The 20,365-nt window shown below is 65.6% G+C and carries 14 protein-coding genes; 11 read left to right on the top strand and 3 right to left on the bottom strand.

The window, feature by feature from the left end:
* Nucleotides 1-67 precede the first annotated feature (67 nt).
* From P1U55_RS02585 to P1U55_RS02605, 5 genes are all read left to right on the top strand, one after another.
* Nucleotides 68-1,483: a YcjX family protein gene (locus P1U55_RS02585; RefSeq protein ID WP_301045921.1), complete on the top strand. Its 1,416-nt coding sequence runs from the start codon at nucleotides 68-70 to the stop codon at nucleotides 1,481-1,483.
* Entirely contained in the window at nucleotides 1,480-2,487 is a 1,008-nt protein-coding gene (locus tag P1U55_RS02590) for a YcjF family protein (protein ID WP_301045922.1), read from the top strand. Before P1U55_RS02585 ends, P1U55_RS02590 begins: the two co-directional genes overlap by 4 nt.
* Nucleotides 2,488-2,571: 84 nt before the next feature.
* A complete protein-coding gene (locus P1U55_RS02595) occupies nucleotides 2,572-5,445 on the top strand; it encodes a DUF2339 domain-containing protein (protein ID WP_301045923.1) in 2,874 nt (957 codons plus the stop codon).
* Between the two features lie 183 nt (nucleotides 5,446-5,628).
* A complete protein-coding gene (gene ileS, locus P1U55_RS02600; protein WP_301045924.1) occupies nucleotides 5,629-8,601 on the top strand; it encodes an isoleucine--tRNA ligase in 2,973 nt (990 codons plus the stop codon).
* Entirely contained in the window at nucleotides 8,598-9,053 is a 456-nt protein-coding gene (locus tag P1U55_RS02605; protein WP_301045925.1) for a methylated-DNA--[protein]-cysteine S-methyltransferase, read from the top strand. Before ileS ends, P1U55_RS02605 begins: the two co-directional genes overlap by 4 nt.
* Before the next feature lie 74 nt (nucleotides 9,054-9,127).
* Here the strand turns inward: P1U55_RS02605 and P1U55_RS02610 are convergent, their stop codons facing one another.
* Entirely contained in the window at nucleotides 9,128-9,703 is a 576-nt protein-coding gene (locus tag P1U55_RS02610; protein WP_301045942.1) for a DUF1285 domain-containing protein, read from the bottom strand.
* Between the two features lie 87 nt (nucleotides 9,704-9,790).
* On the opposite strand from P1U55_RS02610, the gene P1U55_RS02615 reads away from it, so the two are divergent.
* The 4 genes from P1U55_RS02615 to P1U55_RS02630 are packed head-to-tail and all read left to right on the top strand — an operon-like array spanning nucleotide 9,791 to nucleotide 16,641.
* Nucleotides 9,791-10,798 (top strand): MoxR family ATPase, encoded by a 1,008-nt coding sequence (locus tag P1U55_RS02615; RefSeq protein WP_301045926.1) that lies wholly within the window; start codon nucleotides 9,791-9,793, stop codon nucleotides 10,796-10,798.
* The gene (locus tag P1U55_RS02620; RefSeq protein WP_301045927.1) at nucleotides 10,795-11,721 is read left to right on the top strand and encodes a DUF58 domain-containing protein; all 927 of its coding nucleotides are present in this window, start codon (nucleotides 10,795-10,797) and stop codon (nucleotides 11,719-11,721) included. The genes P1U55_RS02615 and P1U55_RS02620 overlap by 4 nt, the downstream gene beginning before the upstream one ends.
* A 3-nt stretch (nucleotides 11,722-11,724) precedes the next feature.
* A complete protein-coding gene (locus P1U55_RS02625; protein ID WP_301045928.1) occupies nucleotides 11,725-14,541 on the top strand; it encodes a DUF4159 domain-containing protein in 2,817 nt (938 codons plus the stop codon).
* Nucleotides 14,542-16,641 (top strand): hypothetical protein, encoded by a 2,100-nt coding sequence (locus P1U55_RS02630; protein WP_301045929.1) that lies wholly within the window; start codon nucleotides 14,542-14,544, stop codon nucleotides 16,639-16,641.
* 69 nt (nucleotides 16,642-16,710) lie between these two features.
* On the opposite strand, the gene P1U55_RS02635 is transcribed toward P1U55_RS02630, so the two are convergent.
* Together P1U55_RS02635 and P1U55_RS02640 are read right to left on the bottom strand one after the other, a co-directional pair.
* Nucleotides 16,711-17,073 carry a hypothetical protein gene (locus P1U55_RS02635; protein ID WP_301045930.1) on the bottom strand — a complete coding sequence of 121 codons (363 nt, stop codon included), beginning with the start codon at nucleotides 17,071-17,073 and terminating at the stop codon, nucleotides 16,711-16,713.
* Between the two features lie 41 nt (nucleotides 17,074-17,114).
* On the bottom strand, nucleotides 17,115-17,813 hold the full coding sequence (locus tag P1U55_RS02640) for a DUF599 domain-containing protein (protein ID WP_301045931.1): 699 nt from the start codon (nucleotides 17,811-17,813) through the stop codon (nucleotides 17,115-17,117).
* A gap of 92 nt (nucleotides 17,814-17,905) precedes the next feature.
* On the opposite strand from P1U55_RS02640, the gene P1U55_RS02645 reads away from it, so the two are divergent.
* Both P1U55_RS02645 and P1U55_RS02650 read left to right on the top strand, forming a co-directional pair.
* On the top strand, nucleotides 17,906-19,354 hold the full coding sequence (locus P1U55_RS02645; RefSeq protein WP_301045932.1) for an FAD-linked oxidase C-terminal domain-containing protein: 1,449 nt from the start codon (nucleotides 17,906-17,908) through the stop codon (nucleotides 19,352-19,354).
* 52 nt (nucleotides 19,355-19,406) lie between these two features.
* Nucleotides 19,407-20,365, top strand: a 959-nt coding sequence (locus P1U55_RS02650; protein WP_301045933.1) for an FAD-binding protein, incomplete at its 3' end; no start/stop codon positions are given.

Here is a 20,365-nt window from a genome sequence, read left to right on the forward strand (position 1 = left end):
CCCCGGCACTGGTGCCGCGCCGCGCCAGCCCCTACATAGGATCAACACAAGGAATTGAGGGCCGGGTTTGGTGATTTCGACCATTGCAGACGGGGTGTCGCGCAGCGTTGAAAGCGTGACCGGGGCGGTATCGGGCGTGTTCTTTGAGCCGAGCATCCGGCTTGGGGTGACGGGATTGAGCCGCGCGGGCAAGACGGTGTTCATCACCTCGCTGGTGGCCAATTTGATGGACCGCGCGAGGATGGGGGGCCTGAAGGCGGCGGCGGACGGGGCCATTAAGGCCGCCTATCTCCAGCCCCAGCCGGATGACACCGTGCCGCGCTTTGCCTTTGAGGATCACCTTGCCGCGATGATTGGCCCCGCGCCGCACTGGCCCGAAAGCACGCGAGCAGTGAGCGAGTTGCGCCTGTCGCTCAAGGTGCAGCCTTCGGGGCTGCTTGGCGCGCTTTCCGGGCCAAGGGTGACGCACCTTGATATTGTTGATTACCCCGGCGAGTGGCTGCTTGATCTGGGCCTGCTTGATCGCAGCTATGTCGAGTGGTCTGCGCAGGCGCTGGAAAAGGCGCGCGCAAGGGGGCAGGGGGCCGCGTTTATCGCAGCACTTGAGGGCGTGGATGGTGGTGCAAAGCTGGAGGAGCCGGTGGCCAAGGCGCTGGCGGACCGCTTTGCAGAATATCTGCGCGAGGCGCGGGAGGCGGGCTATTCCGATTGCACGCCGGGGCGGTTTTTGCTGCCCGGCGAGTTGGAGGGCAGCCCGGCGTTGACCTTTGCGCCCTTGCCCGAGGGAGAGGCCGGGCGCGGCAGCCTGCGGCGAGAGATGGCGCGGCGCTACGAGGCCTATAAGCGGGCGGTGGTGAAGCCGTTTTTCCGCGACCATTTCGCAAGGATTGATCGCCAGGTCGTGCTGGTGGATGTGCTGGGAGCGATCCATGCCGGGCCGCGTGCGGTGGAGGATTTGCGCCAGGCGATGGCCGATATTCTTGGCGCGTTTCGCCCCGGTCGCAACGGCTGGCTCACCGGGTTGCTGGGCGGCAAACGGGTGGAGCGCATCCTGTTCGCCGCCACCAAGGCCGATCATTTGCACCATCGCCAGCACGCCGCCCTCACAGCGATCACCGAGGCGCTGGTGCGCGAGGCCAAGGATCGCGCCGATTATGCCGGGGCGACAACGGCGGCGATGTCGATTGCGGCGCTCAGGGCCACGGTTGAGGAGACCCGGATGCACGAGGGGCGAGAGCTTGATCTGGTGCGCGGGCGGCTGCTTGAGAGCGGGCGGGATGCGGCGATGTATCCCGGCGAATTGCCTGCCGATCCGGGCCGGTTGCTGGGCGCGGCGCGCCAAGGCAGCGAGGCGTGGCTCGATGAAGATTATGCCGTGATGCGCTTTGCCCCCGCCGAGGTGAGCCTTGCGCCCGGAGAGGGGCCGCCCCACATCCGGCTGGACAGGGCGGCGGAATTCTTGATCGGAGACAGGCTGAGATGAGCGACGAAAAGCGTGGCCCGCTGATCATTGATCTGGCCGAAGAGCCTGCCGCCCATGGCCCCGACAAGGCCCCGCCGGTGCCCGATATGGTGCCCCAGGACAACGCCGCGATGCAGCGGCTGGCCGCCCTTTCGGCGCGGCCCGTGAGCCGGATTGCCAAGCTGTTCTGGGCCGGAGTCACCGGGGTGTTGGGCCTTGTGGTGAGCGTGGTGGCCTGGGATTTTGCCACCGGGTTGCTGGAACGCAGCCCGGTGCTGGGCGGCCTTGCGGTGGTGCTTTTCGCGCTGACCTTGCTGGCGCTCACGGTGCTGGCGCTGCGCGAATTGGCGGCATTCGCGAGGCTGTCGCGGCTCGACGGGTTGCAAAGGGGCGCGGCGGCGGCGCTTGCCTCGGGCGATTTGACAGAGGCGCGCGCCGTCGTCACCCAGCTCGAAAAGCTATACGCCGCGCGCGAAGACACGGCTTGGGGACGCGAGCGGCTGGCAGAGCGGCGCGGCGATGCTTTTGATGCCGATGCGCTGTTGATGCTGGCCGAGGCAGAGCTTTTGGCCCCGCTTGATGCGGCGGCGGCGCGGGAGGTGGAAGCGTCGGCGCGGCAGGTGGCGCTTGTCACCGCGATTGTACCGCTGGCGCTGGCGGATGTGTTTACCGCGCTCACCGCCAACCTGCGGATGATCCGCCGCATTGCCGAGATTTACGGCGGGCGCGCCGGGTGGCTGGGCGGCTGGCGGCTGACCCGCACGGTGCTGACCCACCTTGTCGCCACCGGCGCGGTGGCGGTGGGCGATGATCTCATTGGCTCGGTTGCGGGTGGTGGTGTGCTTTCAAAACTGTCGCGCCGCTTTGGCGAGGGCGTGGTGAATGGCGCGTTGACGGCGCGTGTGGGCGTGGCCGCGATGGAGGTGTGCCGCCCGTTGCCCTTTGGCGAGGGGCGCAGGCCCAGCGTAACCGGGCTGGTGCGCCGGGCGTTGACCGGGCTGTTTGGCCGCGGCGAGGCGGAGTAGCGCTCAACTGTCCGAAATTTCGGCACTTTCCTCAAACGGCAGCGCAGGCTAGTGTTTCGCACATTGGATTAAAGGGGATAGTGGGTGGAGATTGTTGCGTTTCTTTTGTGCCTTGGCCTGATCGGCTGGGTGGCTTTCCTGCAAATGTCGGTCGAGCGGGCAAACCGGAGGCTCGACAAGGCAGAGGCGGCGCTTGAGGCGCTGAAATCGTCTCTGCGGATTGTGCCCAAGGCCCCACCTGCCGCGAGCGAGGAGGCGAGCAAGCCGCAGCCTCTGGCCGGGCCGAAAGACGCAGAGGTGGCCGGACCACCGCGCAAAGCGCCAAGCGAAGCGGGCGATAAGCCCACAAGCCAGCCCCCCGCCACCTCCAAGCCGCCTGAGCAGGTTGCCGCGAAAGTTGCGCCACCAGAGCCGCGCGGCCCCGGTATGGGCGAGCGGTTTGCCAAGTGGATGATGCAAAACTGGTTTTACGCGGTGTCGGCGATTTCGCTGGCGCTGGCGGGGCTTTTCCTTGTGCAATACGGGATCGAGCAGGGCTATCTGACGCCCACCATGCGGGTGGCGGCGGCGATTGCGCTGGGGCTGATCCTGATTGGTGCGGGCGAGTATATTCGCCGCCGCTGGGGGGACGGTGAAGACAGCGCGACGGCCTATCTGCCCTCGACCTTCTCGGGCGCGGGCATCGTTTCGCTTTATGGCGGGGTGTTGGCGGCGCGCTCACTTTATGGGTTGATCGGCGCGGGCACGGCCTTTGGCGGCTTGGTTGCGGTATCGGCGGCGGCGCTTTTGATGGGCTGGCTTTATGGCCCCTTCCTTGCGGCGATTGGCCTGCTGGGCGCGGGGGCGGCGCCCTTCCTTGTGGGCGGAGAGGCCCAAAGCGCGACGCTGTTTTACCTTTACTACGGGTTGATCGGCGTGGCGGGGCTGGCGATTGATGCGTGGCGGCGCTGGGCCTGGGTTTCGATCCTGGCGCTGGTGGTTGCGGCGGGCGGCGGGCTGGCGGTGTATCTTGGTTCGGAGGATATGCCGGGGTTCGCGGTGTTGCTGACGGTGCTGGCGCTGGCGTCTATGGCGATCCCGCGCCGAGAGCTTGGCCCGGCCCATGACGGCGGTGCGCCGCTGGGGCGGCTGGGGCTGTTTGGCGCGGCGGGGCGCAACGCGGGGCCGATCGGCTTTCCCACATGGGTGGCGTGGAGCACGCTGGCGGTGGTTTCGGCGATGTTGCTGTTTTTGCCGCGTGGCGGACCGGGGGAATTGCTGCTCACCGGGGGCTTGCTGACGGCGCTGATCCTTGCGATTGCGCTTTGGGCGTGGCAGGCGCGCGCGCTGGCGGAGGCGGTGATCTTTCCGGTCGTGTCGTTCCTGCTGTTGATCCCGACAGAGGGCTGGCTGGGCACCGCGCTGATGCGCACCACCGAGCGCGCACAGGACGGAAGCCTGATCCCCGTGGTGCCGCTGGAGGCGACGCTGCTCTTGGTGATGGCCGCGCATGGCACGGCGGGGGCGGCGTGGCGCAGCCTGAAGGCGGGCAAAGGCGCACAGGGCCTTTTCTGGGGGCTTGTGGCCGCCTTGTTTGCGCCGCTTGTGCCGATGCTGCTGGAGCTTTTCTGGCTCGACCCGAGGGTGCCGGGCACCTACGCATGGGCCGTTCATGCCGTGGCCCTTGCCGCGCTGATGGTTGCGATTGCGGTGCGCTTTGCCCGCGCGGAGGGCGCGCAGAAGCGGCGCACCTCCTGGGCGGCTTTGGCGGCGTTGTCATTGATCGCCTTGGCCTTGTTTGTGGTGCTCACCAAGGCCGCGCTCACGCTGGCGCTGGGGGTTTTGCTGGTGACAGGCGCGGTGCTCGACCGGCGCTTCCGCCTGCCGGAATTGCAATACTTCGTGGCCGCGGGGGTGATGGTGCTGACCTATCGCACGCTGTTTGCTCCCGGTCTTGAGTGGGCCTTTGATGCGCCGTGGTGGGAGTTTTTGCTGGCGTTCCTGGGGGCGCTGGCCGGGCTCTTTGCCGCGTGGAAGATGCTGCCGACAGAGCCGCGCCTCACCGCGCGGGCCTTCCTTGAAAGCGGCGGGTTGCTGATTGCGGGGGCGTTCCTCACCACGCTCATTTGGCGGCTGATCGAGGAAAATGCGGGCGGCGCGAATACCGCCGGCAGCCATTGGTCGATGGGCATGTCGGCGACGATCTGGCTGCTGGCGGCAGCGGCGCAGGTGTACCGGATGCGGCTGGGTGGCCGGATGCGCTGGGTGCGCCTTGGCATGGCCAGCCTGTTTGGGCTGTTTGGCGGGATTTTCCTGCTGATCGGGCTGACCTTTGCCAACCCGCTGCTCAGCGAACGCGCGGGCTTTTTGACCCCTGATCCCACGATCCACGGGCCTTATCTGCTTGATACGCTGCTCTTGGCCTACCTGCTTCCGGCGGTGGTGCTTGGGCTGATCGCGCGGCTGTGCAAGGCGCGGTGGGCGCGCATTCTTTGGGCGGTTCCGGCGGTGGGGCTTGCGGCCTATTGGGGCTTTCTGGCGATCCGGCGGATCTGGTGGGGTGGTGAGGTTTATATCGGGCGCGGTTGGCTCGACGGCGAGCTATATACCTATACGGTGGTGTTGATCGCGATTGGGGCCCTGCTGCTGTGGCAGGCGATTGCCAAGGGCTCAACGGTGCTGCGCCGCGCCGCGCTGGTGGTGATCGGGCTGGCGGTGTGCAAGGTGTTCCTGATTGATGCGAGCGGGCTGACCGGGCTGTTCCGGGTGTTTTCCTTCCTGGCGCTGGGGTTGGCGCTGGCGGGGCTGGCCTGGCTGAACCGCTGGGCGGCGCAGGAGGCCGCGGAGCGGGCGGGGCTTGACCCCGATGATGGTGGGGATGATGGCCCCGGTGACGGTGGGGATGATGGCGCGGATGATGGTGGGGCGGCGCGCGATGCGCCGCCCGAGCCTGACGATCCGGATTTCTCCAAACCCTAGGGCCGGGCGGCGCTGGACGCCGCCTGCGCCCACGCCTATAAGGCGGCCATGACATTTGCGGGCCTGATCATCATCCGAATTACTTGCCCGGCGCTCTGAGCGACAGAGCCGCCGGGACAAGGCGCGTGATCGCCGCGCCGCCCACTGATTTTTCCCGACATAGCTGACCGAGGACGCCAAAATATGTGCGCCGAGACCCCCGACTACAAAACCACGTTGAACCTGCCCCAGACCGACTTTCCGATGCGCGCGGGGCTGCCCAAGCGCGAGCCCGAGTGGCTGGAGCGCTGGGCCAGGATCGGCGTTTATGACCGCCTGCGCGAGAAGGAGGGCCGCAAGCCCTTTATCCTCCACGATGGCCCGCCCTATGCCAACGGGCATCTGCACATCGGCCATGCGCTCAACAAGATCCTGAAGGATATGGTGGTGCGCTCGCAGCAGATGATGGGCCGCGACAGCCGCTATGTGCCGGGCTGGGATTGCCACGGCCTGCCGATCGAGTGGAAAATCGAGGAGCAGTATCGCCAGAAGGGCAAGGACAAGGACGATGTGCCGGTTGTGGAGCTGCGCCAGGAGTGCCGCGCCTTTGCCGAGGAGTGGGTCGATATCCAGCGTGACGAGTTCAAGCGGCTCGGGATCACCGGCAAGTGGGACGATCCCTACCTGACGATGGCCTACCACGCCGAGGCGACCATCGCCGGAGAGTTTCAGAAATTTCTGATGAACGGGGCGCTGTTTCAAGGCAGCAAGCCGGTGATGTGGTCGCCGGTGGAAAAGACCGCGCTGGCCGAGGCGGAGGTGGAATACCACGACCACCAGAGCCACACGATCTGGGTGAAGTTCCGCATTGCGGGCTTCAAGGGGACCGAGGCGCTGGTGCAGCATTTCACCGATCAGGGCTGCGCCGACAAGGCCGCCGTGCTGGGCGCGATCAACCGGATGGCCGAGGATTTTGCCGATACTTCGGTGATCATCTGGACGACGACGCCCTGGACCATCCCGCAGAACCGCGCCGTGTGTTTCAGCCCCGATATCGAGTACGGGCTCTACAAGGTGACAGAGGCGGCAGAGGACAACTGGGCCAAAGTGGGCGACAAATATCTGTTGGCCGACGACCTGGCCGAAGAGGTGATGCGTTCGGCCCGCGTGGAAGGCTATGAGCGCCTGCGCGGTGCGGCGGCGGCAGAGCTTGGCGCGATGAAAACCGCGCATCCGCTGATGGGCTGCACCGGGGCCGATGGCGAGTGGGATTATGAGGTGCCGATGCTGCCGGGCGATCATGTGACCGCCGAGGCAGGCACCGGCTTTGTGCACACCGCCCCCAGCCACGGCGATGATGACTATCAGATCGGCCGCCAGTATGGCCTTGAGATGACCTATAACGTGCTGGAAGATGGCTCTTTTCGCAAGGATCTGCCGTTTTTTGGTGGTGAGGTGATCGTCAAGCCAAACGGCAAGGAGGGCGGGGCCAACAAGGCGGTGATCGACAAGCTCGCGGATCGCGGCATGCTCATCGCCCGTGGCCGGATCAAGCACAGCTACCCACATAGCTGGCGCTCCAAGGCGCCGCTGATCTATCGCAACACGCCGCAGTGGTTTGCCGCGATCGACAAGGATTTGGGCGATGGCATGGACGAGCTTGGCACCACCATCCGCCAACGCGCCCTCACCGCGATTGATCAGGTCAAGTGGACGCCACCTTCGGGGCGCAATCGCCTTTATTCGATGATGGAAAGCCGCCCGGATTGGGTGCTCTCACGCCAGCGCGCCTGGGGCGTGCCGCTCACCTGCTTTGTGAAGCGCGGCGCGATGCCCGATGACGAGGGCTTTTTGCTCCGCGACGATGCGGTGAACGCAAGGATCGTGGCCGCCTTTGAGGAAGAGGGCGCGGATGCGTGGTATGCTGAGGGCGCCAAGGCGCGCTTCCTTGGCAGCGATTACAATGCGGATGACTACGAGCAGGTTTTCGATGTGCTCGACGTCTGGTTTGACAGCGGCTCGACCCATGCCTTTGTGCTGCGCGACCGGCCCGATGGCAGCCCTGATGGGGTGGCGGACCTGTACCTTGAAGGCACCGATCAGCATCGCGGTTGGTTCCACTCTTCGCTGCTGCAAAGCTGCGGCACCAAGGGCCGTGCGCCTTATCGCGGTGTGCTGACCCACGGGTTCACGCTGGATGAGAAGGGCAACAAGATGTCGAAATCGCTCGGGAACACAATCGTTCCCGAGGAGGTCGTCAAGCAATATGGGGCCGATATCCTGCGCCTGTGGGTCGCCCAGACCGACTATACCGCCGACCAGCGGATCGGCCCGGAAATCCTGAAAGGCGTGGCCGACAGCTACCGCCGGTTGCGCAACACCATGCGCTTCTTGCTGGGCAATCTGGCTGGGTATGACGCCGCCGATGCGGTGGAGCCTGCGGATATGCCCGAGTTGGAGCGCTGGGTGTTGCACCGTTTGGCCGAGCTTGATGAGACGGTGCGCCGTGGGTATGAAGCCTATGATTTCCAAGGCGTTTTCCAGGCGGTGTTCAACTTTGCCACGGTCGAGCTTTCGAGCTTTTACTTCGATATCCGCAAGGATGCGCTTTATTGCGATGGCAGCTCGGAGCGCCAGAAGGCGGCGCGCACGGTGCTGGATATCCTGTTCCACCGGCTCACCACATGGCTCGCGCCGGTGCTGGTGTTCACCATGGAGGAGGTCTGGCTGGAACGCTTCCCGGGTGAGGACAGCTCGGTGCATCTGACGGATATTCCCGAAACCCCGGCGGCATGGCGCGATGAGGCGCTGGCGGCGAAATGGGCAGCGATCCGCAAGGTGCGCCGGGTGGTGACGGCCGCGCTTGAAGTGCAGCGCCGCGACAAGGTGATTGGCGCCTCGCTGGAGGCCGCGCCGGTGGTGCATGTTGAAGACGCGGCGGCGCTGGAGGCGCTGAAAACCGTGCCGTTCGACGATATCTGCATCACCTCCGCCGTGGTGCTCACCGCCGATCCGGCCCCGCAAGAAGCCTTCCGCCTGCCGGAAAGCGAAGGCGTGGGGGTGGTGTTTGAAAAGGCCGAGGGCGAGAAATGCCAGCGCTGCTGGAAGATCCTCCCCGATGTTGGCACCCACGCACACCCCGCCACCTGCGCGCGCTGCGACGCGGCGCTGGGGTGAGCACCTTCGCGGTGGCAACGCCGGTCGGGCGGCTTCGGCTGACCGAAGCGGGCGGTGCCATCACGCGGGTGGACTGGACAGAGGAGGCGGCGGGCGAAGGCTCGCCGCTTTTGCATGAGGCGGCGCGCCAGATCACGGGTTATTTCGCCGGGACGCGCGAGGCGTTTGATCTGCCGCTAAGCGTGCAGGGCACGGAATTTCAGCAAGCCGTTTGCGCCGAGATCGCGGCCATCCCCTTTGGCGATACCACCACCTACGGCGAGATTGCGGCCAGGCTGAAAAGCCCTGCTCAACCGGTCGGGGCGGCCTGCGGTGGCAATCCGATTCCGCTCATCATCCCCTGCCACCGGGTGCTTGGGGCCACATCCCTCGGCGGGTTTTCCGGCGGCACCGGGGTGGAAACCAAGGTCGCCCTGTTGCGCCATGAAGGGGCGGCAGGGCTCTTGATTTGATCGCAAGCATTTTCTTGCTGAAAATATCCAAAACAAAAAATCGCTTGCGCCGCAGGCGCTCATATTAACAGCGCTCAGGGCAGCTCATCCTCGGGGATGATGCGGAAAAACTGGCCGCCCGACCAGAGGCCAAACCAGCCGTCCTGCCTTTGGCCGATGTCGACGAGGCGGTAAAAGCTTTTGCGGTCGATCAGCGCCTCAAGCCCGGACCGGATCAACACATAGGGCGATGGCTCGCCGGTTTCAGCGTCGCGCTCCACCCGAATTGGATGCTCGGGGCCGGCCATTGCCGTGTCGCCGAGGTTGGTTTGAAAGATGAGGTTTTGTGCCTCGCCTGTGCCCTCAACAGTGAAATCGACCGCAACAAACGGCGCATCCTCCACGGTGATGCCCACCTTTTCGACGGGGGTCACCAGAAAGTAGCTGTCACCCTCGCGTTTGAGGATGGTCGAGAACAGGCGCACCAGTTCGGGGCGTCCGATGGGGGTGCCTTGGTAAAACCAGGTGCCGTCCCGCATGATCTGCATGTCGAGATCGCCGCAAAACGGCGGATTCCACAGGTGGACAGGTGGCAATTTTCCGCCTTTGGCGGCGGCGCGGGCGCTGGCTGCGATGCTTTCGGCTGCGGGAGGGGTGCTCTGTTTCACGATATGTTGTCTCGCCTTCGATTTCGTCATTGGTCTCGGATGCGTTAGATGTCTTATTAGGCACAAGATAGTCGCAAAAGGAGAGATGTCATGTCCGATGAAGCGGGGCTTGTGCCCGAGATCGAGGCGCTGGCCGAAAAGCTGGGTCAGGCGAAGGCCTCGATCACCCGCCGGTTCATTGGGCAGGAGAAGGTTGTTGACCTTGTTCTATCAGCTTTGATGTGCGGTGGCCACGGGTTGCTGATTGGCCTGCCGGGCCTTGGCAAGACCCGCCTGGTGGACACGCTTTCAACCGTGATGGGCCTGAAGGGCGGGCGCATTCAGTTTACCCCTGATCTGATGCCTGCCGATATCATCGGGTCCGAGGTGCTGGAAACGGCGGAAGACGGCAGCCGGGCGTTTCGCTTCATCGAGGGGCCGGTGTTTTGCCAGTTGTTGATGGCGGATGAGATCAACCGGGCCAGCCCGCGCACCCAATCGGCGCTGCTGCAGGCGATGCAGGAAAAGGAAGTGACGGTTGCAGGGGTGCACCGCGCGCTGGGGCAACCCTTTCATGTGCTTGCCACGCAAAACCCGATCGAGCAGGAGGGCACCTATCCGCTGCCCGAGGCGCAGCTTGACCGCTTCCTTGTGCAGATCGACGTGGATTACCCCGATCGCGACACGGAGCGCGATATCATCCTTGCCACCACCGGCGTGGAGGAGGCCGAGAGCCACCAGATTTTTGCCGCCGATGAGCTCATGGCGGCGCAGCAGCTTTTGCGCCGGATGCCGGTGGGCGAAGCGGTAGTCGAGACGATCCTTGATCTGGTTCGCGCCTGCCGCCCCGAAGACCCGACAGCCCCTGAACAGGTGCAGCGCGCGGTGTCCTGGGGGCCCGGCCCAAGGGCGGCGCAGGCGCTGATGCTGACGAGCCGCGCGAGGGCGTTGCTTGATGGCCGCCTTGTGCCCACCATTGATGACGTGGCCGCCATGGCCGCGCCGGTCCTGACCCACCGCATGGCGCTGTCGTTTGCGGCGCGCGCGAGGGGCGAGTCTTTGGGTGGTGTGATCCAAGCCGTGGCCGAAAACGTCACCCGCGTGGAGGCTGCCGCTTGAGCGACCCCGGCCATGAAACCCACCCTGCCGTAGGGCAGGGGTTGCGCAGCCGTGCCGAGGGGCTGGCCTCGGCGCTGCCGCCGCTTTTGGCGGATGCGGAGCATCTGGCGCAAACGGTGCTGCTGGGCGCGCATGGCCGCAGGCGTTCGGGCATGGGCGATGAGTTTTGGCAATATCGGCCCTTGGCGGTGGGCGACGAAGCACGGATGATCGACTGGCGCCGCTCGGCCAGGTCAGACATGCATTTTGTGCGCGAGAAGGAATGGCAGGCGGCGCAATCGGTGATGCTGTGGTCGGACGAGGCGCTTTCGATGCGCTTTTGCGGAGCGCCCGGAAAGCGCGGCAGCAAGGGCGAGCGCGCGCGGCTTTTGGCGCTGGCGACCTCGGTTTTGCTGGTGCGCGCCGGAGAGCGGGTGGGCCTGGCGCGGATGGACGCGCCGCCACGCTCGGGGCCGTTGCAACTTATTCGCATTGCCGATGCATTGGCCGCAGCGATCGAGGCCGAGGCGGCAGGCAGCGCGGCGCCCGACTATGGCGCACCGAGGGCCGAGATTTTGCCACCGCAATCGCGCGCGGTGTTCATCAGTGATTTTCTGGGTGATTTCGACAAGGCCGAAGCGGCGCTGACTGGCGCGGCAGACAGGGGTGTGCGCGGTGCGATGCTGATGGTGCTGGACCCGATGGAAGAGGATTTTCCCTTCGATGGGCGCACGATCTTTGAAAGCATGGGCGGCAGCCTTGCGCATGAAACACGCAAGGCTGGCGACTTGCGGGACCGCTACCTTGCCCGCCTTGCCGAGCGCAAGGATCGCCTTGAGATGCTGGCCCGCGAAACCGGCTGGCTGTTTACCTCGCACCATACCGATGAGCCGGCGCAAAAGGCGCTGTTGTGGCTTTATGGCGCGCTGGAACGGGGGCACTAGGGGATGTTCACCATAGGCCCCGTTGGCTTTATCGCGCCGCTTTTGCTGTGGGCGCTGCTGATCCTGCCGATCCTGTGGCTGCTGCTGCGTGCGGTGCCGCCTGCGCCGATCCGGCGGCGCTTTCCCGGTGTGGCGCTGCTTTTGGGGTTGGAGGATGAGGATGCGCAGACGGATCGCACGCCCTGGTGGCTGCTGCTGCTGCGGATGCTGGCCGTCGCCGCGATCATTGTGGGCTTTGCCGGGCCGGTGCTGAACCCGCAGGAGCGACGTGTGGGCGAGGGGCCGCTTTTGATCCTGATGGATGGTGGCTGGGCCGATGCGCGGGATTGGGATGGCCGGATGCAGCGGGTGCAGGGCCTGTTGGACGATGCCGCGCGGGCGGATCGCCCGGTTGCCGTAGTGTCGCTCACCGATCTGCCCGCCGAGGGCGAGGTGCCGATGCTGACGCCTGCGGTTTGGGGCCCCCGTCTGGCCGGGTTTGCCCCCGCGGCCTGGCCGCCGGTGATGGGTGAGGCGGTGGATTGGATCGAGAGCCTTGAGGGCCGGTTTGAGAGCTATTGGCTCTCGGACGGGTTGGTGCATGAGGGGCGCGATGAAGTGCTGGCCGCGCTGGAAACCAAGGGCAGCGTCAGCGCCTTTGAAAGCCCGCGTCGCCCGCTGGGCCTGCGTCCTGCGGTTTTTGCCGACGGGCAGGTGCAACTGACGGCATTGCGCCCGGTGGGCGATGCGGCGCGAGAGGTGACGGTGCTGGCCTATGGGCGCGATCCATCGGGCACCGAGCGGGTGCTTGCGCGCGCGGGCGCGGCTTTTGCCAGCGGCGAAACGGAGGCCGAGGTGGCGCTGGTGCTGCCCGCCGAGTTGCGCAACCGGATCACCCGATTTGAAATTCAGGGCGTGCGCGGCGCGGGGGCTGTCACGCTCACCGATGATGGGCTGCGCCGCCGTGAAGTGGCGCTGCTGGCGGGCCGGGAAGACCGCGAGGGGCTGGAGCTGCTTTCGCCCCTGCACTACCTTGAGCGCGCGCTGGCCCCCACGGCTGATCTGGTCGAGGGCACCTTGCCCGATGTGCTGCTGGCCAACCCCGATGCGATCATCCTTGCCGATGTGGCGACCTTTCCCGAAACCGAGCAGGACGACCTGCTGGACTGGATCGAGCAGGGCGGGCTGTTGCTGCGCTTTGCCGGGCCGCAGCTTGCTGCCAGTGATGTGAGCCGCCGCACCGAAGACCCGCTGATGCCGGTGCGCCTGCGGGAGGGCGGCCGCTCGGTGGGCGGCGCGATGAGCTGGGGCGAGCCGAAGGCGCTGCGCCCCTTCCCCGATGGCTCGCCGTTTTATGGGCTGGAGATCCCTGAGGACGTAGTGGTGAACGCGCAGGTCATGGCGCAGCCCGACCCCGATTTGCCCGCCCGCGTGATTGCCGCGCTGGCCGATGGCACGCCGCTGGTCACGCGCAAGCGGATCGGGCAGGGCTCGGTTGTGTTGGTGCATGTGACGGCCAATGCCGAGTGGTCAACGCTGCCGCTTTCGGGGCTGTTTGTGCAGATGCTTGAGCGGCTGGCGATTTCGACGCGCCCCGCAACCCCCGAGGCTAAGGAGCTTGAGGGCACGGTTTGGACGCCCGAGCGGGTGCTGGATGGCTTTGGCCTTGTGCAGGATGCGGGCACATTGCCGGGCGTGGAGGGGGCCGATCTGGCCGCCGCGCTTGCTGGAGAGCGGCCCATTGGGCCGGATTTGCGCCCCGGTCTTTATGCTGGTGAAGATCGCCTGATTGCCGTGAATGCGCTGGGCCGCGAGGCGGTGTTGGAGCCGGTGGCCTGGCCTGCGAGGGTGCCGGTAGAGGGGTTGGCGGTGGCGCGGGAAACGGCGCTGAAAGGCCTGGTGCTGAGCCTCGCGCTGCTCGCACTGGCGATTGATGCGCTGGCCTCGCTTTGGCTTTCGGGCCGCCTGTTTGGCGTGGCGCGCGCGGTGCGGCGCCCGGCTTCAACGGCAGCGGGGGTGCTCTTCGCGGCGCTCATCGCACTGGCACCCGAGGCCCGCGCGCAGGACGGAGGCCTGGAGGGCCTGGAGGCGCTGGCGCTGGAGGCAACCTCGGAGGTGGTGCTGGCGCATGTTGTCACCGGGGACGCGCAACTGGACGAGGTGGCGCAGGCCGGGTTGAGGGGGCTTTCGGACACGCTGTTCAGGCGCACCTCGATTGAGCCCGCCGAGCCGCTGGCGGTGAACCTTGAAACCGATGAGCTGGCGTTCTTCCCTTTCCTTTATTGGCCTGTCAGCCCCAGCCAGCCGATCCCCTCGCAGGAGGCCTATGCCAAGTTGAACCGCTATTTGCGCACCGGCGGCATGATCCTTTTTGATACGCGGGATGCGGATATTGGCGGCTTTGGGGCCTCCACGCCCGAGGGACGCAAGTTGCAGGAACTGGCGCGGCCTCTGGATATTCCGCCGCTTGAGCCGATCCCGCTGGACCATGTGCTGACGCGCACCTTCTACCTGTTGCAAGACTTTCCGGGCCGCTGGGCCAGCCGTGATGTGTGGGTTGAGGCCGCGACCCCTGATGCCGAGGTGGTGGAGGGGATGCCGTTTCGCAACCTCAACGACGGGGTGACGCCGGTGGTGATTGGCGGCAACGATTGGGCCGCTGCTTGGGCCGTGACCCGCAATGGCGCGGCGATGTTTCCGGTGGGGCGCGGCTATGCGGGCGAACAGCAGCGCGAGATTGCCTATCGCTTCGGGGTGAACCTGATCATGCATGTGCTCACCGGCAATTATAAATCCGATCAGGTCCATGTTCCGGCCCTGCTTGACAGGTTGGGGCAGTAGATGGCCGGCTCGTTGATCTTTGACCCGCACCTGCCGTGGCTCGCACTTTACATCGCCTGCGCGGTGGCGGTGCTGTTGGTGGGCCTTTCGTTGTGGCGCGGGCTGGCGGGATGGTGGCTGCGCGGGCTGGCGGCGGCGGCGCTTCTGGTGGCGCTGGCAAACCCCTCGCTCCAGCAGGAAGAGCGCAACCCGCTGTCGGATATCGTGCTGGTGGTGGTGGATGAGAGCGCCTCGCAAGGGCTATCGGACCGCGCCGAACAAACCGAAGCCGCGCTGGCCGAAGTGCTGGCCGAGATCGCGGCATTGCCCGACACTCAGGCCAGTGTGACCCGTGTGGGCGATGGCGAGGGCGACGAGGGCACTTTGGCGATGGCGGCGCTTTCTGAGGCGCTGGCCGAGGAGCCGCGGGCGCGTGTGGCGGGCGCGATCCTCATCAGCGACGGGCGGGTGCATGACATGGCGCGCCTGCCCGACCTGCCCGCGCCGCTGCACTTGCTGCAAACCGGGCATGACACCGATTGGGACCGCCGTTTGGTGATTGAGAACGCCCCGGCCTTTGCCATTCTGGGGGAGGAGTTTGATCTGAAGCTGCGGATCGAGGATCAGGGCGATCTGCCCGGCGGTGCGGGGCAGGGGGCGGAGGTTGACCTTTCGATCGCGGTGGATGGCGAGGCGCCGCGCACTTACACGGTGCCGGTGGGCGAGGCGCTTTCGCTGCCCGTCACGCTCAGCCATGGCGGCAAGAACGTGATCCAGTTTGCCACGCCGGAGGCCGAAGGCGAGTTGACCGAGCGCAACAATGCCGCCGTGGTGCAGATCAACGGCGTGCGTGACAGGCTGCGGGTGCTGTTGGTTTCGGGCGAGCCGCATCCGGGGGAGCGGACGTGGCGCAATTTGCTCAAGTCTGACAGCTCGGTTGATCTGGTGCATTTCACCATTCTGCGCCCGCCGGAAAAGCAGGACGGGGTGCCGGTTTCGGAGCTGTCGCTTATTGCCTTCCCGACGCGGGAGCTGTTCATCGAGAAGATTGACGAGTTCGATCTGATCATCTTTGACCGCTATAAACGGCGGGGCATTTTGCCAACGCTCTATCTGGATAACATCCGCGACTATGTAGAGCGCGGTGGCGCGGTGCTGGTTGCCGCCGGGCCGGATTTTGCCAGCGCCGACAGTATCTTCCGCTCGCCGTTGGGAGAGATCCTGCCCGGTGAACCCACAGCGCGGGTGCTGGAGCAGGGCTATTTGCCCGAGGTGACGGAACTGGGAGAAAAGCACCCGGTGACCGAAGGGCTGGAGGCGCTTTACCCGCCCGACGAGGGGCAGGAAGCCGGGCCGGGCTGGGGGCGGTGGTTTCGCCTGATTGATCTGGTGCCGGGCGAGGGCCAGGTGGTGATGAAGGGGCTTGGAGAGCGGCCCTTGCTGGTGTTGCAACGCCAGGGCGAGGGGCGCGTGGCGCTGCTGGCTTCGGATCATGCGTGGCTATGGTCGCGCGGCTTTGAGGGCGGCGGGCCGCAGCTGGAATTGCTGCGCAGGCTCGCCCACTGGATGATGAAAGAGCCGGACCTTGAAGAAGAGATGCTATCGGCCGAGGCGGTGGGCCAGGAGATGACGATCACTCGCCGCACGCTGGGCGATGATCCGGGCGATGTGGAGGTTGAGGCGCCGGATGGCACATTGTTCACGGTGCCGATGAAAGAGATCTCTCCCGGCCTGTTTCAGGGGGTTTTCGCGGGGCCGGAGATGGGGCTTTACCGGCTGACCGAGGGCGAAGAGAGCGCGGTGGTGGCGCTTGGCCCGGCGGCACCGAAGGAGTTTGAGGAAACGATTGCTACCGGCGAGGTGCTGGCGGGGGCTGTGGCGGCGCGCCGGGGCGGGATTTTGCCGGTTGAAGACGGTGTGCCCGCGTTGCGCCAGGTGCGTGAGGGCCGGATTGCGGCAGGGCGCGGCTGGATCGGCGTGACGCCGCGCGAGGCTTATGTGACGGCAGATGTGACGGTGATGCCTCTGGTTTCGCCGCTGCTGTTTTTGCTTCTGGCGGGGCTGTTCACCCTTGGCGCCTGGCTGATCGAAGGGCGCAAAGGGGCCAAACGCGCCGCCTGACGCCGCTGCCAAATTGCGCGCCTTGCGGCGCATTCCATTTTTGATTGGGTGCTGGTGGTGAGCGTGGCCTTACTTTGGCAGGCGGACCTCATGGCGGGCGTCCCACCAGCCCTCGGGACTGGTGCTGGTTTCAATGTAGACTGTGGCGGTGCCTTCGGGGATTTTGATGCCGGATTGCGCGCGGGTGAAGGGCTGCTCGTTGACGTGTGGGTGCGCCAGCGGGCGGGTGCCGTAGATGGTGCCATCGGACCCGACAACCCGCCAGCCATCGGCGTAATCCTCCCAGCCGGTATCGGCGTGGGACAGGGTGACGGAAAAGGACCAGCCGCCAGCGCCGGGCGTGGCTTTGATCGCCTCGACCGTGGGCGGGGTTGCCAGCGCTGGGACGGGCGTAAGCAGGAGGGCGGTGAGGAGGGGAGCTGTGCGTTTCATCGGGTGATCATGGCTGGGGCCAGCGCTTGTGCGCGTGGGATTTAGCCATCCTTGTTGAGGAGGACGCGGCGGCTTTCGGAGGCAAATTCGCGCCGCGCGATGATGAGGGTGCTGACGATTGCCCCCACGATAAGGCCCCAGGGGCCAAGCAGCCAGCCGGTGGCGCCAAGGGCGAAGTAGACCGAGCGCATCCCGCGATTGAAGCTTTTGGCGGCGGTGATATTGATCTCGGCGGCTTTGGCGGCACGCGGGTAGGAGCTGGGGTGTGAGCTGTCATTCGGGATAGCGCCCATCACCACCGCGGAGTAGCCAAACAGGCGGTGCGCCCAGACGAACTTGAGGAAGGCATTGGCCACGAAAGAAAGGATCAGCAGGATCTTCACCTCCCACGCAAACACCGTGGTGCCGCCAAGCGAGAGGTCATCGGCGAGGCTGGTGAGCCGGTCGGGGTTGCCGATGACGGCCAGCCCGCCGCCGATGGCGATCATGCAGGCGGAGGCAAAGAAGGTAGTGCCCTGGCGCAGGCTGCCGAGGATGGTGGCATCAAAGATGCGCGGCTGGCGGGTGACATGCTCGCGCAGCCAATCGCGGCGGTAGTCCTGCATCAGCACCGAAACCGAGATGCGGCTGGCGGGCGGGTTTTCCACCAGGGTGCCGAGCACGGCCCAGGACAGCAGGATCAGGGCCACGGCCAGCGCATCACTGGCGGAAAACGAGGAGAGAAGGGGCAACATATCCATACGGGGGAGCCTAAGGCGCGACGCGGGTGGTTGCCAGATAGCAAAATTGGTTATAATTTCTGACCAATTCAGCCTTTGTGAGGAGTCGTGCCATGGAAATGCCCAAGCCAGACCCGCAGATCATTGCCCGCAAGCCCCGCATCGTTGCCCGCCTGCGAGAGGTGTTGCCAAGCGGTGTGATCGACGCGCCCGAGGAGGTGCGGGCCTATGAGTGCGACGCGCTGACCGCCTATAAATGCGCGCCGATGGCGGTGGTTTTGCCGGGCACGACTGAGGAGGTTTCGGCGGTTTTGAAGGTGTGCCACGAGGAGGGCGTGCCGGTGGTGGCGCGCGGGGCGGGCACCTCGCTGGCGGGCGGGGCGCTACCGACGGAGGATTCGGTGATCCTTGGCACGGCGCGGATGAATGCGGTGCTGGAAACCGACTATGACAACCGGTTTATCCGGGTGCAGACCGGGCGCACCAACCTTTCGGTCACCGGGGCGGTTGAGGAGGATGGGTTTTTCTATGCGCCGGACCCGTCGAGCCAGTTGGCCTGCGCGATTGCCGGGAACATCGCGATGAACTCGGGCGGCGCGCATTGCCTGAAATACGGGGTCACCACCAACAACCTGCTCGGCGTGACACTGGTATTGGCCGACGGCACGGTGAGCGAGGTTGGCGGGCCCTACATGGACCCGGCGGGCCTGGACCTGCTTGGCCTGATCTGCGGCTCGGAGGGCCAGTTGGGCGTGGTGACAGAAGCCACGTTGCGCATATTGCCAAAGCCGGAGGGCGCGCGGCCTGTGCTGATTGGCTTTGAGTCCTCGGAAGTGGCCGGGCAATGCGTGAGCGATATCATCAAGGCGGGTGTGTTGCCGGTGGCGATCGAGTTTATGGACCGCCCCTGCATCCGGGCGACCGAGGAATTTGCCAAGGCGGGCTATCCGGATTGCGAGGCGCTGCTGATCGTGGAGGTTGAAGGCTCGGACGCGGAGATTGACCACCAGCTTGGGTTGATCAGTGACATTGCTCAAAAGCTCGACCCGGTCGAGCTGCGCCAGAGCCAGAGCGCCGAGGAGAGCGCCCGCATTTGGCTAGGCCGCAAGAGCGCCTTTGGCGCGATGGGGCAGATCAACGATTACATGTGCCTTGATGGCACCATCCCGGTGAGCGAATTGCCGGTGGTGCTGCGCCGGATTGCCGAGATGAGCGCCGAATACGGGCTGGAGGTGGCCAATGTGTTTCATGCGGGGGATGGCAACATGCATCCGCTTATCCTGTTTGACGCCAATCAGGAGGGACAGCTTGAGCTATGCGAGCAGCTTGGGGCCGAGATTTTGAAGCTCTGCGTTGAGGTTGGCGGCTGTTTGACCGGCGAGCATGGTGTGGGCATCGAAAAGCGGGATTTGATGGTGCATCAGTATTCCAAGGTTGATCTGGAGGCGCAGTTGGATGTGAAGGACGTGTTTGATCCGGCGTGGATATTGAACCCGGCGAAGGTGTTTCCGCTGGCGATTACGGCGGGGCGGCGGGCTGGAGCTTCTGATCGGGCCGCGTGAGGGTGGCGCGGTTGGATTGGATATTTAGAGCAAGAAAATGATCGGGTTGGGCATGTTTGAAGCGACGAGCGAAGCGGATCTTGCGGGCTATCTGGCCGGGGCCGAAGCGCCGATCTCGGTGCGGGGGGGCGGCACGAGGGGTGTGCTGGCTGAGGGCGCGCCGCTGCGGGTGGCGATGTCGGGGATCACGCTATATGAGCCGGGCGCCTTGACGCTGGTTGCGGCGGCGGGAACGCCGGTGGCCGAAATCGAGGCGGCGCTGGCGGCAGAGGGCCAGAGGCTGGCGTTTGAGGTGCCGGATATGCGCGGGCTGCTTGGCACCGAGGGGCAAAGCACCATCGGCGGGGTTGTGGCGAGCAATGCAAGCGGCCCAAGGCGGGTTGCGGTGGGCGCGGCGCGGGACTTTTTGCTGGGCGTGCGCTTTGTAGATGGCGCGGGCCGGGTGGTGAAGAACGGCGGGCGGGTGATGAAGAATGTCACCGGCTATGATCTGGTGAAGCTGATGGCGGGAAGCCACGGCACGCTGGGGGTTTTGACCGAGGTGGCGCTGAAGGTGCTGCCAAGGCCAGAGGTGGCGGGCGTGATCTCGATCGACGGGCTGGCACCGGAGCAGGCGGTGGCGGCGATGTCATCGGCGCAGGGCACGCCTTGGGAGATTACGGGCGCGGCTTATACTGACCTGTGTGCCAATGACCGCTCGTCGGTGATGCTGCGGATCGAGGGAATGGCGGGATCAGTTGAGTATCGCCTTGGCCGGTTGAAGGCGCATTTGGCCGGGTTTGGCGATGTGGAGACGGTGGTGAGTGACACGCTGGATTGGCCTTGGGTGCGCGATGTGGAGCGGTTTGCGGGAGGTGCGGATGACGTGTGGCGGCTGCACGTGAAACCCTCGGATGCGCCGGGGCTGATTGCAAGGTTGCCGGAGGGATCGCGGGTGGTGATGGATTGGGGCGGCGCGCTGATATGGGCCGGGGTTCAGGCGGGGACTGACCTGCGGGCCACGCTTGGGCC

This window comes from Vannielia sp., assembly GCF_029212645.1.
Lineage (GTDB): Bacteria > Pseudomonadota > Alphaproteobacteria > Rhodobacterales > Rhodobacteraceae > Vannielia.